The sequence below is a fragment of the Streptomyces sp. NPDC044921 genome, assembly GCF_056432865.1.
In genome coordinates this window covers 15,013-34,450 of record NZ_JBWKIF010000011.1, presented here as the reverse complement: position 1 = coordinate 34,450, position 19,438 = coordinate 15,013, and the positions used below count along the sequence as shown (strand labels likewise).

The window sequence follows — 19,438 nt, the reverse complement described above, 5'->3', positions numbered from 1 at the left end:
CCATGCCAGCGACTCCCGCACCCGAGGTGACCCACCGGCCCGACGAACGCTTCGACGAGTTCCTCCTGGCCGCCGCCGCCACCCACCCCGACCACCCCGCCGTGGTGGAGTACGCGGACGGCGCGGAACGGGTGACGACCTTCCGCCGCCTGCGGGAGACCGCCGAGCGGTACGCCGCCCAACTGGACCGTTTCGGCCTGGAGATCGGCGAACGCGTTCTGATCGTCTCGGACACGTCCGCCGAGGCCGTCGCCCTCGTCCTGGCGTGCGCGTCGCGCGGCCTGCCCTTCGTCCCGGTCAGCCCGGAGACCCCGGCCGAACGGCGGGCGACGATCGAGCGGCTGGCCGAGCCCGCGCTGTGCCTGACCGCCGACGGGGAGCCGCAGGCGGCCGTGGGGCACGGCCGGTTCGGCGGGGGGACCATCGAGGTGCCGCGACCGCCGGTGCGCCGTGCAGGGGCGAGGCGCGCCGTGACACCGACCGACACCGCCTACATCATCTTCACGTCGGGCACCACGGGCCGGCCCAAGGGCGTGGTGATGAGCCACCGGTCCGTCGTCGCCTTCTACCGCGGCATGATCGCCGAGGGGTTCGTGTCGGTGGGCGACCGGGTGGCGTCGACGTCCCCGCTCCAGTTCGACTTCTCGCTGCTGGACATCGGCATGGCGCTGGGCAGCGGGGCGGCGGTGGCCCCCGTCCCCCGGGCCCTGCTGCGCTGGCCGACGAGGTTCCTCAAGGTGCTGCGCGTCACCCGGGCCACCCACGTCAACGGTGTGCCGTCCATCTGGCGGCAGTCGCTGCGCCACATCCCCGGTCGGCTGGCCGACCTGCCCGATCTGCGCGGAGTGCTGTTCTGCGGGGAGGAGTTCCCGCCGGCCGAACTGCGCCACCTGCAGCGGCTGCGGCCCGGCATCCGTCTGATCAACTGCTATGGGGCGACGGAGTCCATGGCGGCCAGTTTCGCCGAGGTCCCCGACCCGCTGCCCGACGACGTGACGCACCTGTCGATCGGCAACGGGCACCGGGGCACCGACATCCTCCTGCTGGACGCCGAGGGGTCACCCGTGCGGGAGGAGGGCGTCGTCGGTGAGATGTACCTGCGCAGCCCGGCCCTGATGACCGGGTACTGGGGGGACGCCGAGGCCACGGACGCGGTCCTCGTCACCGACCCGCTGGAGCCCCGCTCCGGTCAGCGCCTGCTGCGGACCGGCGACCTGGCCTTCCGGGGTGCCGACGGCGCGCTGCGCTTCTGCGGGCGGCGGGACTCCCAGGTGCAGATCCGCGGCAACCGCGTGGAACCGGCCGAGGTGCAGCGGCGGCTGCTCGCCCACCCGGAGGTCTGCGAGGCGGCCGTCGTGGTGTCCGAAGGGGCCGACGGGGAGGCCGAGTTGTGCGCGTTCGTCGTGCTGGCGGACGGCGCGGCCGGTACGGCCGAGAGCGATCTGCGCGCCTTCTGCCTGCGAGCGATGCCCGCGTACATGGCGCCCGGCGTGGTGCGCATCGTGGACGGCCTCCCCGTCAACCAGCACGGCAAGACCGACCACCGGCGGCTGCTCGCCCAGCTCCTCAGCGACGCCGCCTGAGCGGCCCCCGGGCTCCGCGGCTCCCGCAGCGGGGCCCGGGGCCCGCTCAGCCCGCGCTGACCACGTCGGAGGCGGCTTTGAGCACGGCGTCGAGCGCCGGGTGCCCGGTGTCGCCGCGCCGCCACAGGGCCTGCGTGTAGGTGGAGGTGGCGGGGCGCCAGTCCACGACCCGGCGGAGCCGGCCGTCGGCCAGGTCCTCGGCCACCGTGACCTCGGGGAGCAGCCCCACGCCTATGCCGCTCTCGGCCAGGCGCTTCACCGCCGTGATGGAGTCGAGCCGCAGCGTCCGCCCCGCCCGCAGGGTCGACTCGACCTCCTGCAGGAGCGCGCCGCAGTGGCGGACGTCGAGGTCGGCACTGACGAGGATCGACGACCCCGCCTCCTTTGGGCCTCGGCGCCCGAGGCCCGGTCGTTCTCCGGCCACCAGGGCGAACGGCTCGGGACGGAGATCGCAGTGCTCCACATCCTCGTCTGACGCCCCGCTCCCTATCATGAACACGCAGTCCATCTGGCCGTTGCGCAGCATGACGAGCGCTTCCTGGGGGGTGGACAGGCGGAGCGACACGTCCATGTCCGGATAGCGCAGGAGCAGGTATTCGATGAGCGGGAGCAGTCGGTGGTTGATGAGGCTTTCCGACGCGCCGACGCAGATTCTTCCCTGCGGCGTGAGTGACGCGTCCGCGATGCGCCGGACGTGACCGCTGAGCCGCACGATCTCGCGGGCGTGTTCGAGGATGGAGCGGCCGGCCCTGGTCGGCCGCACACCGCCGGGTAAGCGCTCCAGCAGGGGCAGTCCGAGCGACCGTTCCAGTGCCTTGATGCGATTGGTCACGGTGGGCTGGGTCACCCGGAGCACGCTCGCGGCCCGTGTCACACTCCCCGCTTCCACTGCGCCCAGGAATGCTTCGAGATGCCGCGTGTCCAATTCTTCCCCCGTGTGAGTAGACCCGTCGAAATACAAGCCGGCAGGCGTCGGCTTTTCCTTCCCCCGCTGTGTCGCCCTTTCATTCCGGTGACGAATGGCATACATGTGGTCACGGTGTTGCGAGCGTAGCGTCACCCTTGCCCTTCATCAACATGTTTGGTACTGACAATTATGGGGAGGTGCCTTTTCCCGGACGGGCGATTTTGCGTCAGTTCCGGAACCGGCGTGGGGAATGTCAGGCATCGGTACGCGCACGAAGGACTGACCTCATGAGGGGAGGGCGCATCGCGCGGGGACCCACCACGCGGCGCTGGAGGTGGCGGCACCGACAGTGGCCACTTTCCGCCGGTACCGTGGGGCGAACGGAGGGGTGCGGCGGAGCGGTCACTGCGCTGGGTTCGCGAGTCGAGGCCGCGGTGGAACCGCGGCCGGCATGCGCCGCCTGGCTTCCGACGGTCCGGAGCCGACACCGGCTCACGTGACGGATCTCGTCCGGGCCCCCGGAGGCCGAGGTGGCGTCGCCCCCGCGACAGTCCCGGGGCGGCGCCACCTCAACTCACCTGCCCGCACTGCCGGCACGGCTCGTTTCCGCACGCGGCACGGGCGGCGGCCCGCCGGTTACAGGTCCTGAGACGGGAGGGGCGCTGTCGGTCAGGCCGCCACACGTTCCGCCGCGAGGAACTTCTCCACGAGCTCCTGCGCACGACGGTCGAAGTCGGCGTACTGCGCTGTGCGTTCGGCGCCCGCGACCGCTTCGCCGATCAGGAGGTTGCCGTCGGAGTCGACGCGCTGCGGGCGCTCCTCGGCGTCGGTGAGCAGGCCGACGGTGGAGTGGGAGAACCCGCAGTAGTAGGCGATGCCCTCGCTGAGATTGGTCTCGAGAACGGTCTGCATCCCCGCTACGACCGGGTCGTCGGCGGTGGCACCGGCCAGCCCCAGCCACAGGATGCGCTTGCCCGCGAGGCGGGGCCGGCTGCGGCCGTAGGCGAACCCGTAGTTCCACACGCGGTCGATCCACCCCTTGAGGAGGGCGGGCACGCTCTGCCAGTACACCGGGAAGACGGCGACCACGACATCGGCGTCGAGGACGCGCTGCATGTGGGCGTGGGTTTCGTCGGAGTACCTCTTCTCCCGGTTGCCCCAGTCCGGCTGGTCCGCCACGGTCATGCGCGGGTCGAACCCCTCCGTCTGGAGGTCGAGCAGGTCGACGCGGTAACCGGCGGCTTCGAGCCGGTCGGCGGCACGGCGGGCCGTGTGCGCGGTGAGGGAATCGGTGCGGTGGTGTGCGACGACGACGAGGGCTGTCCCGCCCTGGCTGTCCTGCTGCGTCACGGTGTCTCCCGGCTGGTCTCGGTCAGTTCGACGAGTCCAGTACAGCCGCGACGGCATAGATGATCCATGGGAGAAACGCTCGGAAACATAGGGGATCGTCTACGGTGGTCTCCGTGGATCCTCTGAGTTCGCTCCTGAGCGGCATCCGGGCCGAGGGATCGGTCGTCACCCATGCCGTACTGGCACAGCCCTGGACCATCCGCTTCGCCGATGCCGCACCGCTCACGATGATCAGCGTCCTGCGCGGCGGCGGCACGCTGCTGCTGCCCGACGGAACCCGACGCGTCGTCGGCGCGGGCGACACGGCCATCGTGCGCGGCCCCGAACCGTTCCACCTCGCGGACGATCCCGCGACCGTGCACAACGCTCACGCCGCCTACGAGATCGCCTGCTTCACCACGGACAGCGAATGCGCCGCCCAGGAACTCGGCGGCATCCACTGGGGCGCCGACTCCGAGGAGGCGACCGCGCTGATCGTGGGCGCCTACCGCGCCTCGGGCCACCGCCACGAGCGACTCCTGCGGGCCCTGCCGCCCGTCCTGGTGGTCGAGGAGGACGCCGAGGTCTGCGCCTGGCTGGAGACGGCCGCCGCCGACGCCGCCCACCACTCGGCCGGTTCACAGGCGTTGATGGACCGGCTCCTCGACTGGGCCCTGGTGTGCACGCTGCGCAGCTGGTTCGACAAGGCGGGCGCCGACGCGCCCAGCTGGTACCGGGGTCTCGCCGACCCGGTCCTGGCCCCCGCCCTGCAGTCCTTCCACGACCGTCCCGCCCAAGCGTGGACGGTGGCTTCCCTGGCCGCTCGGTCCGGCGTCTCCCGGGCCCTGTTCGCCAAGCGTTTCACCCAGCTGATGGGCCGTCCGCCCCTGGCCTACCTCACCGAGTGCCGCTTGGACGAGGCCGCGGCCCTGCTGACCGACACCGACCTCGGCATCGCCCAGATCGCCAGGTCCGTCGGCTACGCCGACGCGTTCGGCTTCAGCGCCGCGTTCAAACGCCACAAAGGCATGAGCCCCAGCGCGTACCGCACCGCGGCGGCTTCGGCGGACCGGACTTCCCTCCGGCCGGGATAACCGGCGGCGTGCGGAGCGGGATACGCCGGGAAGCTTACCGCGCGCCGGCTACGGGCCGCCCCGCTCACCGCAGGTGAGAGCAGTCGGCAGTGGGATCCTGGCTGAGGGTGATGACGTCGTCGAGCCGGTCGCGCACGGCGAGCAGGTCGGTGATCTGCTGATCGATGCGCGCACGCTCGGCCGCCAGCCGGTCCAGGAGCGCCAGGGGCGCCCGCGTCGCGCCCGAGTCCACGCACGGCAGCACCTCGCGGACCACTCTGCTCGGGAGGCCCGCGGCGTACAACTGTTGGATGAGCCGCACCCGTTCGACGGCGGTGTCGGGGTAATGCCGCTGGCCGCCGGGGCTGCGCCACGCCTGAAGCAGGCCCTGCTCCTCGTAGTAGCGCATCGCCCGAACGCTCACCCCGGCCCTGCCCGCCACTTCACCGATGCGCATTCGCCCTCCTTGGTCCGGGCGGCGGCCCGCCCGACTTGCACCTGACGTCGGCGTCAGCTTTTAGCGTAGTGGGCGTCGGCACTCGCCGGCCCCTTGCCCACAGAACTGACGAACGGCCGGGTCAGGCCGCGTCGGAAGGCGGAACGCCATGCGCGCAGTCCGGTACCACGAGTACGGCGGTGTGGAGACCCTGGTGGTCGAGCAGGTGCCGGACCCGCATCCCGGTCCGGGCGAGATCCGGGTCCGCGTCGCGGCAGCCGGCGTCAATCCCGTCGACTGGAAGGTGCGCTCCGGCGCGGTGCAGGCGGTCCTGCCCGTGGACCTGCCCGCGATCCCCGGGCGTGATGCCGTCGGCGTGGTCGACGAGATCGGTGAGGGCGTGCAGGGCGTGGACGTCGGCGACCGTGTCTTCGGGCTGGGCGGTGTCACCGGCGCGACAGCGGAGCTGGCCGTGCTCTCGGCCTGGGCCCACGCGCCCACGACGTGGACCGACGCCGAGGCCGCCGGTGCCGGTCTGGCATCCGTGACCGCGCTGGGCGGGCTCAAGGCGCTCGGTCCCGTGCGGGGGCGCACCCTCCTCATCGAGGGCGCCGCCGGAGGCGTGGGCAGTGCCGCGGTGGAGATCGCGGTGGCCCAGGGCGCCACAGTGATAGGGACGGCCGGCGAGCGCAACCACGCCTTCCTCACCCTGCTCGGAGCGGTCCCCACCACCTACGGCCCTGGCCTCGCGGAGCGTCTCGCCACCTTGGCGCCGGACGGTGTCGACCTCGTGCTCGACACCGCGGCCTCCGGGTCCCTGCCCGATCTCATCGCCGTCGTGGGTGACCCCGCGCGGGTGGCGACGGTCGCCGACTACGCCAACGCGCACCGCCTCGGGGTGCACCTGGCCAACGCGGAGAACGACTCCCCCCTCCTCGCCGCAGCGGCCGACCTCGGTCGGCAGGGCCACTACACACCCCGCATCGAGCGGACCTACCCGCTGGAACAGACCGCGGAAGCCCATGCGTACGCAGAACGCGGACACACGCGGGGGAAGGTCGTGGTGTCCGTCTGAGTTCGGCCGTCTCATTGCGTCATACGCAATGGGTGGGGAATCCGTCGATAACGATTCGATCGCCCGGCAAGAAATCTCCCTAGATTACTTGTCAGTATTCCTGGTTCCCTCCGCATCGAGGAGGGGGGTTGGGCGCTCGAGAATTCATGCCAGACAGCCCAGAGCGGTCATATCCCACGCCGCCCGAAGCGGTCCGAGGGTCTGTGGTTCGAAGGTGAACATGTGTCACCAAGGGCCCGTGAGCTGGATCGTTGGAACGCGTGGCCTCTTGTTCGCTTGTTGCGCGGGAGGTCATGGGGCACTCTGTGCACGCGTCGCGATCACCGCATGCGTTCGCTCTTGCTGTCAGCAGGAATTCCGTCGGCGAAGGAGCCGGACCGGGGCCGCGTCCGGACTCGCCCACCCTTCTTCCCGGACGGGTCAGCACCTGTGCGTCGCCGCCTCGGTCGGCAGGCAGGACCGATGGGCCCACAGAACGAAAGGGGACGACATCGTGCACGATCCCGCAGGCTTCCACTCGTCGGGACACGAGAGATCCGTCTGGCCGTCAGACATGACCCTGGCTGAAGCCTTCACGGGAAATCGGAGTCCGGCGGAAGTCAACAACTCCGTGACGGAACTCATGAACCGGCATTGGCAGGCGGTCCACACGTACGCCACCTTGTGCACATCCTCGGCCCGTGACGCCGGCATCCTCACCGGGGTCGCGTTCATGCGGAAGTTCGCCAGCGCCCACCGCCGCTCGGGCCCGGTGTACGCCTGGCGTCCCGCGCTGCTGCACGCCGTGAAGCGGATCGCGCTCGAGTGGGGCGCGACCGGCAGGGCCAGGGCGGCGCATCCAGAGCTGCGCACCGGCGGTGGCGATCCCCTGGTGGTGCCGGGGACTCATCCGCCGGACCATCGTCTCCTCCTGAGCCGTGCGTACCACCAGCTCCCTGAAATCGCCCAATGTCTGCTGTGGCACACGCTCGTGGAGGGTGAGGACATCAGCGGCCCGGCCGCTCTGGTGGGTCTCGACGCGGAGAGCGCCCGCCATGAACGGGACCGGGCGTTGATGACGCTGCGGGCCTCGTGCGTCCATGCCCATCTCACGCTCGCCGTCGACGAACAGTGCCGCCGCTACAACCGGCTCATCGAAGCCGTCACCCGTGCGAGCCATCCGGTTCATCTTCCCGATCTCCGCCGCCACAGCCGCCAGTGCTCCCACTGCCGCCACGCACTGGACCAACTGCACGACTGGCGGCAGCGTCTCCCTGTGCTGCTCGCCGAAAGCGTGCTGGGCTGGCGCGCCCACGAGTACCTCTCGGCGCGCGACAACGACACGAACGCGGCCGAGCGGATCAGGAAGGGCCGTCGTTCGTCCACCGGTGGCCCAGCGGAGCGAAGGCGCGGCTCCCGTCCGGGAAGCCGCTCGGCGGTGCTGGCCGCGGCGATGGTTCTGGTCCTGGCCGCGGCGGGTTCCACGATCGCGGTCTACCTCACCAGCGCAACGGCGACACGAGCGGCGGAGGACCGGGGCGGTGTCCCGCCCCGGCTCGCACCGCCGGTTGGCGGCGCCGAAGCCGGGCAGCGACGGCAGCGGGAGCCCGCCCCGCCGACCGTGAGCTCGTCCCCGTCCGCGCCCCAGGGCGCTACCGCACGTGGGAGCGGTACCACGGTGCCGACCGCCCTTCTGAGTGGGGCGCTCGGGGATGCTGCGGCACCCGGACGTGCCCAGCGGGGCGAGGAGGGCGACGGCACGTCAAGTCCGGCCGACTGCCCGGCCTGCCGGAGAAGTCAACAGGCCCGGGACGCGCGCCCGGCCGGGGATGACGGCGACCGCCGTCCGAGAGGCCGAGCGGAGCACGGCCGCGGCGACGACCGGCCGGAACGGGCGAGGGACCGTGACCGGCCCACCCCTCGCGACGAACGGACCCGGCACCCGCACCGCGGCGAACCGCAACGGCACGAGGACCCGCCCGTCCACGACAGGAGACGGTCCCGCTAGCGGTACGGTCGCGTCGATCCCTCACATCGTGGTGACAGGGGCGCTCCCGAGGAACCCCGGAGCACCGATGCGGGTCATCGACGTGACCGATGACCTCCGGCTCCGTACGGTCCTCATGGTCGTCGGTGTGGACAGGCGGTCCTGTACCAGGGGGCCGCCACGAAGCGAAGGACCGCCTGTCGGGGAACGCCTGTGCGTCACACCGAGGCCAGTGCCTCCGTCGGTGTCAGCCGGGACGCGCGCACGGAGGGGTATACACCCGCCGCCATACCGACCAGGACCGCCCCGCCGAGTCCGCCGACGAATGCCGTCGGCGGGACGACGGGGGGCCAGCCCTGGAAGGCCGCGTATCCGGCGACAGCCGCCGTCCCCAGGATCGTCCCCGCCGCGCCGCCGAGGAACGACAGGGCGACGGACTCGGTGAGGAACTGGCCTCTGATCTGGCCACGATTGGCGCCCAGTGCCCGGCGCAGACCGATCTCGCGGCGGCGTTCCAGCACGGAGACGAACATGGTGTTGGCGACCCCGACGCCGCCGACCAGCAGCGACACGGAGGCGAGGCCGAGGAACAGCGCGCCGAACGTCGTCTGCGTGACGCGTTTCGCGGCGAGCGCGTCCGAGGGGCGGCTGACCTGGACGACACCGGGCAGCTGCGGGTTGACAGTGGGGGCGAGTACGTCGCGCACCTCCTCCACGGCGTCGTCCCGCGACTGCAGGTAGATCACCGTGGGGTGTCCGTCGAACCGCAGCTGTGCGCGGGCGGCCTCCCAGCCCACCAGCACGGCCCGGTCGAGGTCGGGCGCGAGCCGTACCGGATCGAGGATGCCGACGACGGTGAACCACTTGCCGTCGATGGGGATCTGCGGCGGCTGACCGTCCCCGTCCAGGCGGGAGAAGCCCAGGCGGGCGGCGGCGTCCGCACCGAGGACGACGGTGGGGAACCGCTCTCCGGTCTCCGTCAGGAACGTGCCGGAGGCCACTTCGCCGTTGACGGCCTCGAGAAGGTTCCGTTTCGCGGCCAGGACGGCGAGGCCCGTGTAGTCGTTGCGCGGCATGCGGTCGGAGCGGTGCACTGCGGCGTGCGTGTTGGCGACCGCGCTGGCCACGGTGACCGGGCCGATCCGCTCCACCATCGCCACGGAGTCCTCCGGCAGCTTGACGGGACCACCTCCCCGGTCGGCCGGCTGGGCGCGCAGCACGTTCGTGCCGAGCGCGGACAGTTCCCGCATCAGGGCACGTTCGCTGGAGGCCGGGATGCCCGTGGCGATGATCATAACGGCGATGCCGATGGCGATGCCCAGGGCCGACAGCACGGCGCGCAGCTTGCGGGTGCGGATGCCGAGCAGGCCCAGTTCGAGCAGATCCACGGGGGCGAGGCGGACCGGTCGGGTGAAGGCGGTCGCGGTGCCCGGGGTGGGTGAGGCGGTTTTACCGCGGGGGCGGTGGTCAGGCGGCGAGGACGATGCCCGCGCTTCTGCACTCCCTGTGGTGCCGCGCGTCATGTCGGTCACCGGGTGCCCCCCGGGTACGGGTCCGGGGGGACCGGCCCGCTCGCCGCGACGGGGGCCGCGGTCGGGGCGTCCGGGCGGCCCGTGTCGACCGCCAGGCGGCCGTCCAGCAGCTCGACCCGGCGGGGCAGGCTCGCGGCGATGCCCCGGTCGTGCGTGATGACAGCGATCGTGGTTCCTTCGTCGTTCAGTCCGGTCAGCAGTTCCAGGACGGCCTTGCCGTTGTTGGTGTCCAGGGCGCCCGTAGGCTCGTCGGCGAGGACCAGGGCCGGCCGGTTCACCAGGGCTCGGGCGATGGCGACGCGCTGGCGCTCACCGCCGGAGAGCTGGTGGGGAAGATGACCGGTGCGCTGGCCCAGACCCACCCGGGCCAGCGCCTCGCGCGCCAGCTGCCGGCGCCGCCCTCTCGGTACCCCCGCGTACAGCAGGCCTGTGGCCACGTTCTCTTCCGCGGTCAGCCCGTCGGTGAGGTGGAACTGCTGGAAGACGAACCCGAGCCGGCGCCCGCGCAGGGCGGACAACCGGCGGTCGGAGAGCTCGGCGATGTCCTGCCCGGCGAACTCCACGGTGCCGCGGGTCGGCCGGTCAAGGGTGCCCATGATGTTGAGCAGCGTGGACTTGCCGGATCCGGAGGGGCCGACGATCGCGACGAGCTCGCCCTCCTCGACGGTGAGCGACACGTCGTCCAGCGCCGTCACCCCGCCCGGGTAGGCCATGCCGACGCGGCGCACGGCGAGTACGGGCGCGCTCACGAGGCGGTCACCACCGTGGTGCCCTCGGCGAGCCCCTGTCCCGCGATCTCCACCATGCCCTTGGCGAACAGGCCGGTCTCGACGGCGACCAGACGGCCGTCCTCCTGCTGGACGGCGTAGCCGCCCTCGGAGCGCGCCAGGAGGGCGCCGACCGGCACGGCGAGCACGTTCTCGTGGACCTCGCCGGTGAAGCGCACCGTGACGGGTGCCGAGTCGAACGCGTCCGCAGCGTTCCGGTCGTCGAAGGTGACGGTGACGTTCAGCCTGGGTGAGGCGGCCGGGTCCGCCTCGTCGGCGGCGGCGACCGTCGTGCTGACGGAGGTGACCTTCCCGGGGACCTCGGTGTTGTCGGGGAGCCGCACCACGGCCTCGTCCCCGCGCTTGATCCCGCCCAGCTCCAGGGTGGCGACCGGCACGCTGACGGACTTGCCGGTGGTGGTGACGGTCATCAGCTCACCGGACGCGTCGTCCCCGAGTTGTGCCTTGACCTCGCCCACCCGTACCCGGCCCGGCACCACGGCGATGTCACCGGCGCTGAGCGTGCCGGTCGCCGTCATGCCCTCGTCGGTCTGCCATCGCTTGACGGCGGCGACGAGGGAGGACGTGAGCACGCCGTCTCCGCGGGCGACACGAACGGGGGAGGGGGTGGCAACCCCGGTGCTCCCGGCCGCGGAGCCGGGGGTGGTGTCCCCGGCTCCGCCCGAGCCGGCGTCGTCCGTGCCTGTCCCGGCCGTGACCGTTCCCGCGGTGTCCCTCGCCTTCGCGTCGCCGGGGGCGTCCTTCGCCGTGCCGGAGTCGGTGCTCCCCGAGTCGGAGGTGCCGGCTGCGGTCGCCCCGGTGTCCGCTCCGGCAGTACCGGATGCCCCGGCACCGGCCGTACCGGACGCCGAAGGGCTCGCCTCGTCCTCGGGCCCGCCGCCCCGGCTCCCGGGCGCCGCGGCCGGTGAGCGCGGTGTCACCATCGTGCCCACCGCAGGCTGAGGGCCGATGTCGTAGCCCATGGCTCTCAGGTTGTCCGCGACCACCCGCACGTCGCGACCGACCAGGCCCACGGTGTCCAGGGAGCGGAACAGCGGCGTGCCCCCGTAGAACACCAGCGCGGGCCGATCGTCCGCCCGGTAGAGCTGGTCGCCGCGCTGGATGACGTCTCCGGGGGACGGCAGCCAGGTGACCAGGCCCCCGGTGCCCTTCACCGTCCGGGGCGCGCCGTAGCCGAGCGTGCCGTGCAGCGTCTGGTCATTGGCGAGATCCGTCCTGGTCACCTGGACTGTCCTGACCTTCCGTCCGCCGTCGGTCACCTCCGCCTCACCGTCGCCCCGCAGGGCGACCGTCACGGTGCCGACCACGACGGCCGCGGCCAGCGTGGCCACCGAGGCCACGAGCCGCTTGCGGATCCTCCTTCGGCGTCGCGGCCTGTCGTCGTGAGCCGGGGCCGGACCCGAGGACGGGTCACCACCGCCTCCGAGGTCCTGGGTGCCACCGGGGTCCCGCGAGTCGGCGGGGTCCGGGCGGGTGGAGCCGGGGCCGCCGCGCCGGACCGGCCTACTTCCCATCGAAGGACTCCCTCTCGCAGTCGGCGACGATCTTCTCCGTCTGCGGGGTGCCGGCCTGTGACTGGTCGTCGTAGTTCCAGCCCTCGCCGTTCGGCAACGCGGTGATCCGCACGCCCCCGTCCTGGATGCACTTCACCCAGTCACGGAAGTCGTCCTCGTAGGCGGGGTTACGGTCGCGGTCGAGCTCCGGCGGGATCAGCGGTTGCTTGACCGCGCACCTCTTGTACGCCTTCGCGTACTTGTCCTCACCGGACTCCGGGGTCCAGGTGCGCGGGTCCCCGGCCGTCTTCTCCCGCCCGGGCACCCCCTCGTCCTTGAGACACGCGTACCAGGCCTGGTACAGCCTCGCCTCCTCCTCGTCGGAGGTGTCCATGCGCAGTTGCGGCCGTCCCGGGACCGCGTCCGCGCTCTTGTCACCGTCCTCGCCGCCGCCGGTGCCCGCGCCACTGATCGAGGCCACGTCACCGCCCTCGCCGTCGGTGCCGCTGCCGGACGAGTCACAGCCGGTGAGGACACCCAGGGCGGTGACGGCCGCGGCGGTGAGGACACACGCCAACCGGGTGCGACGCGGCATTGCTGAAGTGCTCATGCACCCCACACTGGCGCGCGGTTGTGAGGAAGCCGTGAGGCTGTCGGAAGAGTCTCACTGAGGGCTTTCCCCCTGCTCAAGTGGTGTTCGCGCACCTAGCATCGCCGGGGTGTGCGCACATGTACTGATTGCCGAGGACGATGAGAAGCAGGCCGAACTGGTCCGTCTCTACCTTGAGTTGGAGGGCCACACATCGACCGTGGTGCACGACGGGCTGGCAGCGCTGGAGGAGATCCGGCGCCGTCGGCCCGACCTGATCGTGCTCGACGTGATGATGCCCGGCATGGACGGCGTGGACGTGTGCCGGATCATCCGCCGGGACAGCGAGGTGCCGGTGCTGATGCTGACGGCGCGGACCGCCGAGGACGACCTGTTGCTCGGCCTCGACTCGGGGGCCGACGACTACCTGACGAAGCCCTACAGTCCTCGTGTACTGATGGCCCGGGTGCGCACCCTGCTGCGCCGGGCACGCCCGGCCGCTCCGGACGAGGCTCGGCTGCTGCGCGTCGGTTCGCTGACCGTGGATCCCGACCGGCACGAGGTCGCCGTGGACGGGCGAGCCGTGGCATGCACTCCGGACGAGTTCCGCATCCTGGAGGCGATGGCGGCGCAGCCGGACCGGGTGTTCACACGCAGGCAGTTGCTGGTACACACACGCGGCATCGAACGTGCCTCCATGGAACGGGCCATCGATGTGCACGTGAAGAACCTGCGCCGCAAGATCGAGGCGGACCCGAGGCGTCCCGTGCACCTGGTCACCGTGTTCGGTGTCGGCTACAAGCTCACGAGCGGCAGCGTCCCACCGCCCACCTCCGCCGGTCCGCGTCCCCCTTCCGGCTCCGATGACGGAGAGCGCCCCCGTGTCCCCTGACCAGCCCCGCGCCACCGACCGCCACCATGCCGACCAGCGCAGGCCTCGCCCACCGAGAGTGCCGCTGCGCCGCAGTCTGCTCGCCAGGATGCTGCTGACGTCGGTACTCATCGCGGTCTTCTCCACCGGCGCCACGGCCTGGCTCGCCGTCAGCGTCACCACCCGCGCCATCCAAAGGGAGCAGGGCCAGGTCCTCGCGGACGACACCGAGGTGTACGACGCCCTCATCGCCCACGCCGCCACGCACCGGGCCTGGGACGACGTGATGCCCACCGTGAGGGAGCTGGCGCGGAAGACCGGCCGCCGCATCGTGCTGACCACCCGGGACCGCGTCCCCATCGCCGATTCGGCCGCGCCCGTCGGTGGGAGGCTCGCCGGGAGCCTGCCGTCCCGTGCGGCCGCCGTCGTCGATCCGCTGCGCACCGACCCCGCTCTCATTCCGGAGGGACCCCCGGACGACGCGGACCTCATCGACGAGCGGGCCGCGGGCCCGTACCGGCTGCCCGCCGACGAGCGCGTGATCCTGCGTGTACTCGCCGACAAGCGCGTGCTGTGCCTGGCCAACAACGCCGTGAAGGCCCGGCGTGTGGACACGCCCCGAGGGCGGCCCCTCGTGCGGATCTCGGGAGAGGATCCCCTGACGCTGCAGCTGGCCGCCGGGTGCCGGTTCCCGGAACTCGACCGGCCCACCCCGACCGAGCGAGAACCGCTGAAGGAGCTGTCCGGCGCGGTGGAGGCCTGCCTTCGACGGCAGGGCCTCGATCCGGGCTTCGCCGTGGAGCTCAGACCGGACTTCTCCTACGAGGGCAAGTCGTTCGGCACGCGCACCGCGCTCTTCAACACCTGCCTGGCCACCGCCCGCGCGCAGCAGCTGACACCGTTCGTCGCCCCGGCGGCGCTGCTGTTTTTGGGACGGAACGGCGCAGGCGTGCAGACCGCCCCGGTGTTCGACCTGTCACCGGCGAACACCGCGCGGATCGCCGGCGTGACCGGCCTGGTGTTCGCCGTCACCGTGGTGATCACCACGGTGACGGCGGTACGGCTGATCCGGCCGCTGCGGGCGCTGACCGACGCGGCACGGCACCCGGTCCACGATCATGTACGCGTCCCGGTCACCACCAAGGACGAAACCGGCTATCTTGCGGCCGCGTTCAACGACCTCTCCGAACGCAGGGAGCGGGTCGAGGCCCAGCGCAAGGCGATGGTGGGAGACATCGCCCACGAACTGCGCACTCCGCTGACCAACATCCGCAACTGGCTGGAAGCCGCGGACGACGGGGTCCTCGCGCCCGACCCCGAACTCGTCACCTCGCTCCTGTACGAGGCTCTGCTGCTGCAACACGTCATCGACGACCTGCAGGACCTCGCCGCCGCCGACGCGGGCCGCCTGCGCCTGAATCCGGAACCCGTGCACGTCGCCGATGTCCTTCTCCAGGCCACGGCCGCTCACCGGGCCGGCGCCGAGGCCGCGGACGTCACCCTGACCACGTGCACCCTCGGTGACCCTGTTCTGACGGCCGACCCGGTCCGCCTGCGTCAGGCCGTCGGCAACCTCGTCTCCAACGCCGTCCGCCACACCCCCGCCGGCGGCACGGTCACCGTCCGATGCCACCAGCAGGACGACGACGTCGTCATCACGGTCGCGGACAGCGGTACGGGGATCGCCACCGAGGACCTCCCCAAGGTCTTCGACCGCTTCTGGCGTGCCGACAAGTCCCGCACCCGGCGCACGGGCGGCAGCGGCCTCGGGCTCTCCATCGCCCGCCAGCTCGCCCGGGCACACGGCGGTGACGTCTCGGCGTCCAGCGTCCTCGGGGAGGGCTCCGTCTTTACCATCCGCCTTCCGGGCCGACCGCTCCTCCGGCCGGTTCCGCCCGGAGACAGGCCCTGACGCGAACGGATCACAGCCCGGTCTCGCCCCGAGGGCTCCCTGTCCGGCGACGAGCGGCCCGCGCCGCCGCGCAGGGCTTGCACGTCGTCCGGCGCCCTCTACACCGCGGTGCCGTCGGTCACCAGCAGCACGGGATCCGCGCTGGTGTGGGTCACCGCGTCACTCACCCCAGGGGTGAACCAGGCGGTGAACACGTTCCGCTGGTGCGGGGCCATGACCAGCAGGTCGGCGCCGAGGTCCCGCCCCGTCCCCGTGATGATGCCGGGCACCTCGCCGACCGTGCCGGATGCGAGGTGGCCCTCGGACCGCAGGCCGGCGTCCAGGACTTCCCGGACCGCGTCGTCGAGGACCCGGCGGGCCGTGCCGGTGCCCTCCAGGCGGCACCGCCGTGTGGAGGCTCGCCCGGGCCGTCGACGCCGCGGCACACCCCGCGCTGCGACGGGTCCTGCCCCACCTGCGGCAGAACTTCGAGGACCGCTTCACCTTCGGCCTGGAGGCGATCCTCTCCCGCATCCCGGCATGACAGCCGTCCCCCCGGGGTCGCGTCCCGACGTCGTCCCGCTCGCCTGCGGCAGGCACAGCCCTCAAGTGCGGCCCCGCACGCCTCTGCCCCGGCCCGGGCAGGCGCCGACCCGCGGTGGCGCCAACCCGCGGTGGCGGCGGCCCGCGAGCCCCATCACTCACCGCGGTCCGGTCAGGGCCCCGCGCCACCCGGTACGACGAACGCGCCCGGCCGGCCTGGCGCGCGCACGTGATCTAGGGCCGGTGGGTGGCTGGGAAGGAGGCGTCGAAGTCCGCCCGGCCGCCCGCCCCCAGGACGCCGGTCCTCGCCGCGAGTCGGCTCGGGGACTGCCGGCGCAGTTCCCGGCGGGCGAGGCGGGAGACGAGGGCGGGGAAGGCGGGCCGCAGCGGTTGGCACCAGCGCAGCCACGGGGGCGCGTAGACGTGCCGGGCGCGGCGTGTGATGCCGGCGGCCAGCCACCGGGAGACCTCGTCGGTGCTGTGCACCTTGCGTGCGAAGCGGGGCTGGTTGCGGCGCAGGGCCTGCAGCACGGGATGGTCGTCCATGCCAGTGATCATGTCGGTGCCGGTCCAGTGCAGGTAGGCGATGCCGACGCCGACCCCGGCGGGTTCCACCTCGCCGCGCAGGGCCAGGGCGAACGACTCCGCCCCGGCTTTGGAGGCGCAGTAGGCACTCATCAGCGGGGAGGAGCCGAAGGCGGCGGTGGAGGCGATCTGGAGGAAGTAGCCGCGGGTCCGGGTGAGGTGGGGCAGGAACGCGCGGGCGGTGTTCGCGGATCCGGTGAGGTTGACGTCGATGACCCGCTGCCACAGGTCCGCCGGCGTGTGGACGAAGGGCCCGCCGGTGGCGATCCCGGCGTTGGCCACGACGACGCTCGCCGGCCCCAGTGCCTCGCTGACCTCGCGGGCCGCGCGAGCGAGCGCGTCCCGGTCGGTGACGTCGGTCTCGACACACAGGCTCCGCCCGGGCAGGCGGTCGGCGACCCGGCGCAGGGTGGCCTCCTCACGCCCTATCAGCGCCACCGGCATACCGGCGTCCGACAGGCGCCGCGCGAGGGCCGCTCCCACCCCGCGGGCCGCTCCGGTCACGACCGCGACCCGCCCCGCCAGCGGCGAGCCGATCGCCTCCCGGGGCCGTCCGGACTCGGGCTCGTGCCTCATACGTCCTCGTTCCCGTCGCCGCACCGTCCGGTCGACGGCGCCCTCGACCCCTTTTCCGTCATACCCGGTGGAACGGATGCGTTCGAGACCGGTGGCCCATTCGGTGGTCGGGCGCGACGATCCGCCGGTTGGGTGTCCGCACAGGACCGGAGCCGCAGGACCGGAGCCGCAGGATTGGCGCCGCAGCCCGGCGCGTCACAGGCGGGGGCGGGCGGTCGGCGAGCCGGTCCTGCCGGACGACGTCGGCGTAGTCCTCTTCCGACGAACCGCGGCGTGCCCGCCCACCGGGCGGGGCGGAGGAGGACGGACGGGGGAGATGGCGGGTGGGGCGGAGGCGACGGCCGTGGCGGACGCCTGGGATCCGGGAGCGGCCGCCGGCCCCGCCCGTCGCGCGCAGGGCCGCGCGGACGTGCCGGGAACGAGACGAGCGGTTGTCCCCGGGCCGCTTCACCGTCCGGTGACGGGGTACCGTCGACCGGTGTGCCCGGTCGCCGACGGGCGCGCGGGGTGCGGTCGGGAAGGCGCAGGCCTGTTCTTCGAGCTGGGACGGTGACGTGGTGGACTCGCTGGTGTTCGACAGCCGGGACCTGGCCGAGACGGAGGACTTCCTGTGCCGGGCCTACGCCCGTATGAGTATCGGCAGCAGCACACCGAACGACAGCAGGGCACGTATCCGGCGCGACGCCCTGCCCTCGTTCAGCGTCGATGAGATCGACCTCGGCTTCGAGATGAGCTACGCCGTGACCCCGCTCGGCCGGATCTGCCTGTGCATGGTCCATGAGGGCACCGTCCGGGACCACGTCTTCCAGGGCGTGCGGGACGACTTCGGTCCCGGCGACATGGTGCTGTTCGCGCCACCCGAGCTGCCCTACGCCGGCCGGGTCTGCACCGCCCGCTACAACATCACCATGCTCGACGGCGCCCTGCTGGACCAGGTCGCCGCGACCGGCCCGGCACCGGTGACGGAGCCCGTGCGGCTGACCGGCCACCGGCCCCACTCCCCGGCCGCGGCCCAGCACCTCAAGAGCACGATCGTCTACCTGCGTGACCACGTCCTCGCCGACCCGGCCGTCGCCGGACAGCCGCTGATCGCCTCGACCAGCGGCCAGATGCTGGCGGCCAGTGTCCTCGCCGCCTTTCCGAACACCGCCCGTACCGATCCGACCGCGCAGGACCGCACCGACGCGCACTCCGTGACGCTGCGGCGGGCCGTCGCCCACATCGAGGATCACGCGCACCAGCCTCTGACCGTCGCCGAGATCGCCGCTGCGGCGCACGTCACCGTCCGGGCACTGCAGTACGCCTTCCGCCGCCACCTGGACACGACCCCGCTGGCCTACCTCCGCCGCGTGCGGCTCGCGCACGTCCACCGGGAACTGCAGGCGGCCGACCCGGCCGGCACGACCGTCGGGGACATCGCCGCGCGCTGGGGGTTCGCCCACGCCGGACGGTTCGCCGCCCTCTACCGCGAGACCTACGGCACCAGCCCGTCCAGCACCTTGCACGGCTGAGCCTCCGCGCGCACCGGCGCCGCGGACGTCCTGGCCCGTGGCCGCTCGGTACAGCGCGTGTGCCGCTCCAGTGCGCTGCGCAGCGCGCCGCCGATCGCCGGCGGCAGCCAGCCGCGGTGCGGCCACTGGACGAGGTGCTCGGCGACCTGCCGCAGTTTGGTGTTGGTGTGCTGGGAGACCTCCCGCAGGACGGTCCAGGCCCGCTCGGGCGGCATGTTGCCGTGGGCGATGACGATCCCGATGGCCTGGTCGATCACGGCGTGCGAGACGAGCGCCTGCTTCAGGTGTTCGATCTCTTCCTGGAGGGCGAGGACCGTACGGTTCGTATCCTCGTGCTCGGGCATGGCGGCACTGCTTCCTGACGCGACGGGTGGGGTCTCTCTGTGCTCCTGCCCGGAGCGAACATCACGCGGGCGCCGCGAAACGAAGCCTCGCGGCGGCGGCTGTCCGGAAAACGAAAAGGATCGACGCCGCGGTGCGAACCCGGCGGCGCGAACCCGCCTACCGGGAACGCCGGCCGGGCCCGTGCGGTCGGACAGGGCACGCCCCACGTGGGTCGGGCCCCGGCCGGTACGCCGACCGGGGGCCCGTTCGTCCCGGGGCGCCGGCGGTGTCAGCCGTTCGTGGCCGGACGGCAGGACTTGGTTCCGGTCCGTACGAGAGGGACTCGACCGGCGGCGTGAACCCGTG

The 19,438-nt window shown here is 72.4% G+C and carries 18 protein-coding genes; 8 read left to right on the top strand and 10 right to left on the bottom strand.

Translation table 11 applies throughout. The features are described 5' to 3' along the window. The first annotated feature begins 2 nt into the window (after positions 1–2). Positions 3–1,583 carry an AMP-binding protein gene (locus tag AC07DA_RS18695; RefSeq protein ID WP_479129252.1) on the top strand — a complete coding sequence of 527 codons (1,581 nt, stop codon included), beginning with the start codon at positions 3–5 and terminating at the stop codon, positions 1,581–1,583. A gap of 46 nt (positions 1,584–1,629) precedes the next feature. Here the strand turns inward: AC07DA_RS18695 and AC07DA_RS18690 are convergent, their stop codons facing one another. Then, complete coding sequence (locus AC07DA_RS18690; RefSeq protein WP_479129451.1) at positions 1,630–2,508, bottom strand: LysR family transcriptional regulator; 879 nt, start codon at positions 2,506–2,508, stop codon at positions 1,630–1,632. A 651-nt stretch (positions 2,509–3,159) separates the two neighbouring features. Continuing rightward, a complete protein-coding gene (locus tag AC07DA_RS18685) occupies positions 3,160–3,840 on the bottom strand; it encodes an NAD(P)H oxidoreductase (protein ID WP_479129251.1) in 681 nt (226 codons plus the stop codon). 113 nt (positions 3,841–3,953) lie between these two features. Here AC07DA_RS18685 and AC07DA_RS18680 point away from each other — a divergent pair, with 113 nt between their 5' ends. Then, positions 3,954–4,913 carry an AraC family transcriptional regulator gene (locus tag AC07DA_RS18680; protein WP_479129250.1) on the top strand — a complete coding sequence of 320 codons (960 nt, stop codon included), beginning with the start codon at positions 3,954–3,956 and terminating at the stop codon, positions 4,911–4,913. Between the two features lie 64 nt (positions 4,914–4,977). On the opposite strand, the gene AC07DA_RS18675 is transcribed toward AC07DA_RS18680, so the two are convergent. Beyond that, positions 4,978–5,349 carry a MerR family transcriptional regulator gene (locus tag AC07DA_RS18675; protein ID WP_479129249.1) on the bottom strand — a complete coding sequence of 124 codons (372 nt, stop codon included), beginning with the start codon at positions 5,347–5,349 and terminating at the stop codon, positions 4,978–4,980. Positions 5,350–5,497: 148 nt separating this feature from the next. Between AC07DA_RS18675 and AC07DA_RS18670 the strand changes: the two genes are divergently transcribed. Continuing rightward, on the top strand, positions 5,498–6,403 hold the full coding sequence (locus AC07DA_RS18670; protein ID WP_479129248.1) for an NADP-dependent oxidoreductase: 906 nt from the start codon (positions 5,498–5,500) through the stop codon (positions 6,401–6,403). 553 nt (positions 6,404–6,956) lie between these two features. Further along, positions 6,957–8,390, top strand: a complete 1,434-nt coding sequence (locus AC07DA_RS18665) for a hypothetical protein (RefSeq protein ID WP_479129247.1) — start codon at positions 6,957–6,959, stop codon at positions 8,388–8,390. A 197-nt stretch (positions 8,391–8,587) separates the two neighbouring features. Here AC07DA_RS18665 and AC07DA_RS18660 read toward each other — a convergent pair whose 3' ends face one another. The 4 genes from AC07DA_RS18660 to AC07DA_RS18645 form a co-directional block, all read right to left on the bottom strand. Then, entirely contained in the window at positions 8,588–9,757 is a 1,170-nt protein-coding gene (locus tag AC07DA_RS18660) for an ABC transporter permease (RefSeq protein ID WP_479129246.1), read from the bottom strand. A 140-nt stretch (positions 9,758–9,897) separates the two neighbouring features. Continuing rightward, positions 9,898–10,614, bottom strand: coding sequence for an ABC transporter ATP-binding protein (locus AC07DA_RS18655; protein ID WP_479129450.1), 717 nt, complete (start codon positions 10,612–10,614; stop codon positions 9,898–9,900). Between the two features lie 32 nt (positions 10,615–10,646). Continuing rightward, positions 10,647–12,203: an efflux RND transporter periplasmic adaptor subunit gene (locus AC07DA_RS18650; RefSeq protein ID WP_479129245.1), complete on the bottom strand. Its 1,557-nt coding sequence runs from the start codon at positions 12,201–12,203 to the stop codon at positions 10,647–10,649. Beyond that, positions 12,193–12,792, bottom strand: coding sequence for a hypothetical protein (locus AC07DA_RS18645; RefSeq protein WP_479129244.1), 600 nt, complete (start codon positions 12,790–12,792; stop codon positions 12,193–12,195). Before AC07DA_RS18645 ends, AC07DA_RS18650 begins: the two co-directional genes overlap by 11 nt. Before the next feature lie 109 nt (positions 12,793–12,901). Between AC07DA_RS18645 and AC07DA_RS18640 the strand changes: the two genes are divergently transcribed. Together AC07DA_RS18640 and AC07DA_RS18635 are read left to right on the top strand one after the other, a co-directional pair. Continuing rightward, positions 12,902–13,663, top strand: a complete 762-nt coding sequence (locus AC07DA_RS18640) for a response regulator (RefSeq protein WP_479129243.1) — start codon at positions 12,902–12,904, stop codon at positions 13,661–13,663. Then, on the top strand, positions 13,653–15,554 hold the full coding sequence (locus AC07DA_RS18635) for a sensor histidine kinase (RefSeq protein ID WP_479129242.1): 1,902 nt from the start codon (positions 13,653–13,655) through the stop codon (positions 15,552–15,554). Before AC07DA_RS18640 ends, AC07DA_RS18635 begins: the two co-directional genes overlap by 11 nt. Positions 15,555–15,652: 98 nt before the next feature. Here the strand turns inward: AC07DA_RS18635 and AC07DA_RS18630 are convergent, their stop codons facing one another. After that, positions 15,653–15,823 carry a hypothetical protein gene (locus AC07DA_RS18630; protein ID WP_479129241.1) on the bottom strand — a complete coding sequence of 57 codons (171 nt, stop codon included), beginning with the start codon at positions 15,821–15,823 and terminating at the stop codon, positions 15,653–15,655. 119 nt (positions 15,824–15,942) lie between these two features. On the opposite strand from AC07DA_RS18630, the gene AC07DA_RS18625 reads away from it, so the two are divergent. Next, positions 15,943–16,077, top strand: a complete 135-nt coding sequence (locus AC07DA_RS18625) for a hypothetical protein (RefSeq protein WP_479129240.1) — start codon at positions 15,943–15,945, stop codon at positions 16,075–16,077. Positions 16,078–16,310: 233 nt separating this feature from the next. Here AC07DA_RS18625 and AC07DA_RS18620 read toward each other — a convergent pair whose 3' ends face one another. Beyond that, on the bottom strand, positions 16,311–17,237 hold the full coding sequence (locus tag AC07DA_RS18620; RefSeq protein ID WP_479129239.1) for an SDR family oxidoreductase: 927 nt from the start codon (positions 17,235–17,237) through the stop codon (positions 16,311–16,313). 557 nt (positions 17,238–17,794) lie between these two features. Here AC07DA_RS18620 and AC07DA_RS18615 point away from each other — a divergent pair. Next, complete coding sequence (locus AC07DA_RS18615) at positions 17,795–18,748, top strand: helix-turn-helix transcriptional regulator (RefSeq protein WP_479129238.1); 954 nt, start codon at positions 17,795–17,797, stop codon at positions 18,746–18,748. Here the strand turns inward: AC07DA_RS18615 and AC07DA_RS18610 are convergent. Further along, a complete protein-coding gene (locus tag AC07DA_RS18610; protein ID WP_479129237.1) occupies positions 18,712–19,092 on the bottom strand; it encodes an ANTAR domain-containing protein in 381 nt (126 codons plus the stop codon). The genes AC07DA_RS18615 and AC07DA_RS18610 overlap by 37 nt on opposite strands. Positions 19,093–19,438 lie beyond the last annotated feature (346 nt).

Excerpts from the sequence above, each read along its gene's own strand:
- AC07DA_RS18695 (WP_479129252.1), top strand. The coding sequence starts at position 3 with ATGCCAGCGACTCCCGCACCCGAGGTGACCCACCGGCCCGACGAACGC.
- AC07DA_RS18675 (WP_479129249.1), bottom strand. The coding sequence starts at position 5,349 with ATGCGCATCGGTGAAGTGGCGGGCAGGGCCGGGGTGAGCGTTCGGGCG.
- AC07DA_RS18670 (WP_479129248.1), top strand. The coding sequence starts at position 5,498 with ATGCGCGCAGTCCGGTACCACGAGTACGGCGGTGTGGAGACCCTGGTG.
- AC07DA_RS18665 (WP_479129247.1), top strand. The coding sequence starts at position 6,957 with ATGACCCTGGCTGAAGCCTTCACGGGAAATCGGAGTCCGGCGGAAGTC.
- AC07DA_RS18655 (WP_479129450.1), bottom strand. The coding sequence starts at position 10,614 with ATGGCCTACCCGGGCGGGGTGACGGCGCTGGACGACGTGTCGCTCACC.
- AC07DA_RS18650 (WP_479129245.1), bottom strand. The coding sequence starts at position 12,203 with ATGGGAAGTAGGCCGGTCCGGCGCGGCGGCCCCGGCTCCACCCGCCCG.
- AC07DA_RS18645 (WP_479129244.1), bottom strand. The coding sequence starts at position 12,792 with ATGAGCACTTCAGCAATGCCGCGTCGCACCCGGTTGGCGTGTGTCCTC.
- AC07DA_RS18620 (WP_479129239.1), bottom strand. The coding sequence starts at position 17,237 with ATGAGGCACGAGCCCGAGTCCGGACGGCCCCGGGAGGCGATCGGCTCG.
- AC07DA_RS18610 (WP_479129237.1), bottom strand. The coding sequence starts at position 19,092 with ATGCCCGAGCACGAGGATACGAACCGTACGGTCCTCGCCCTCCAGGAA.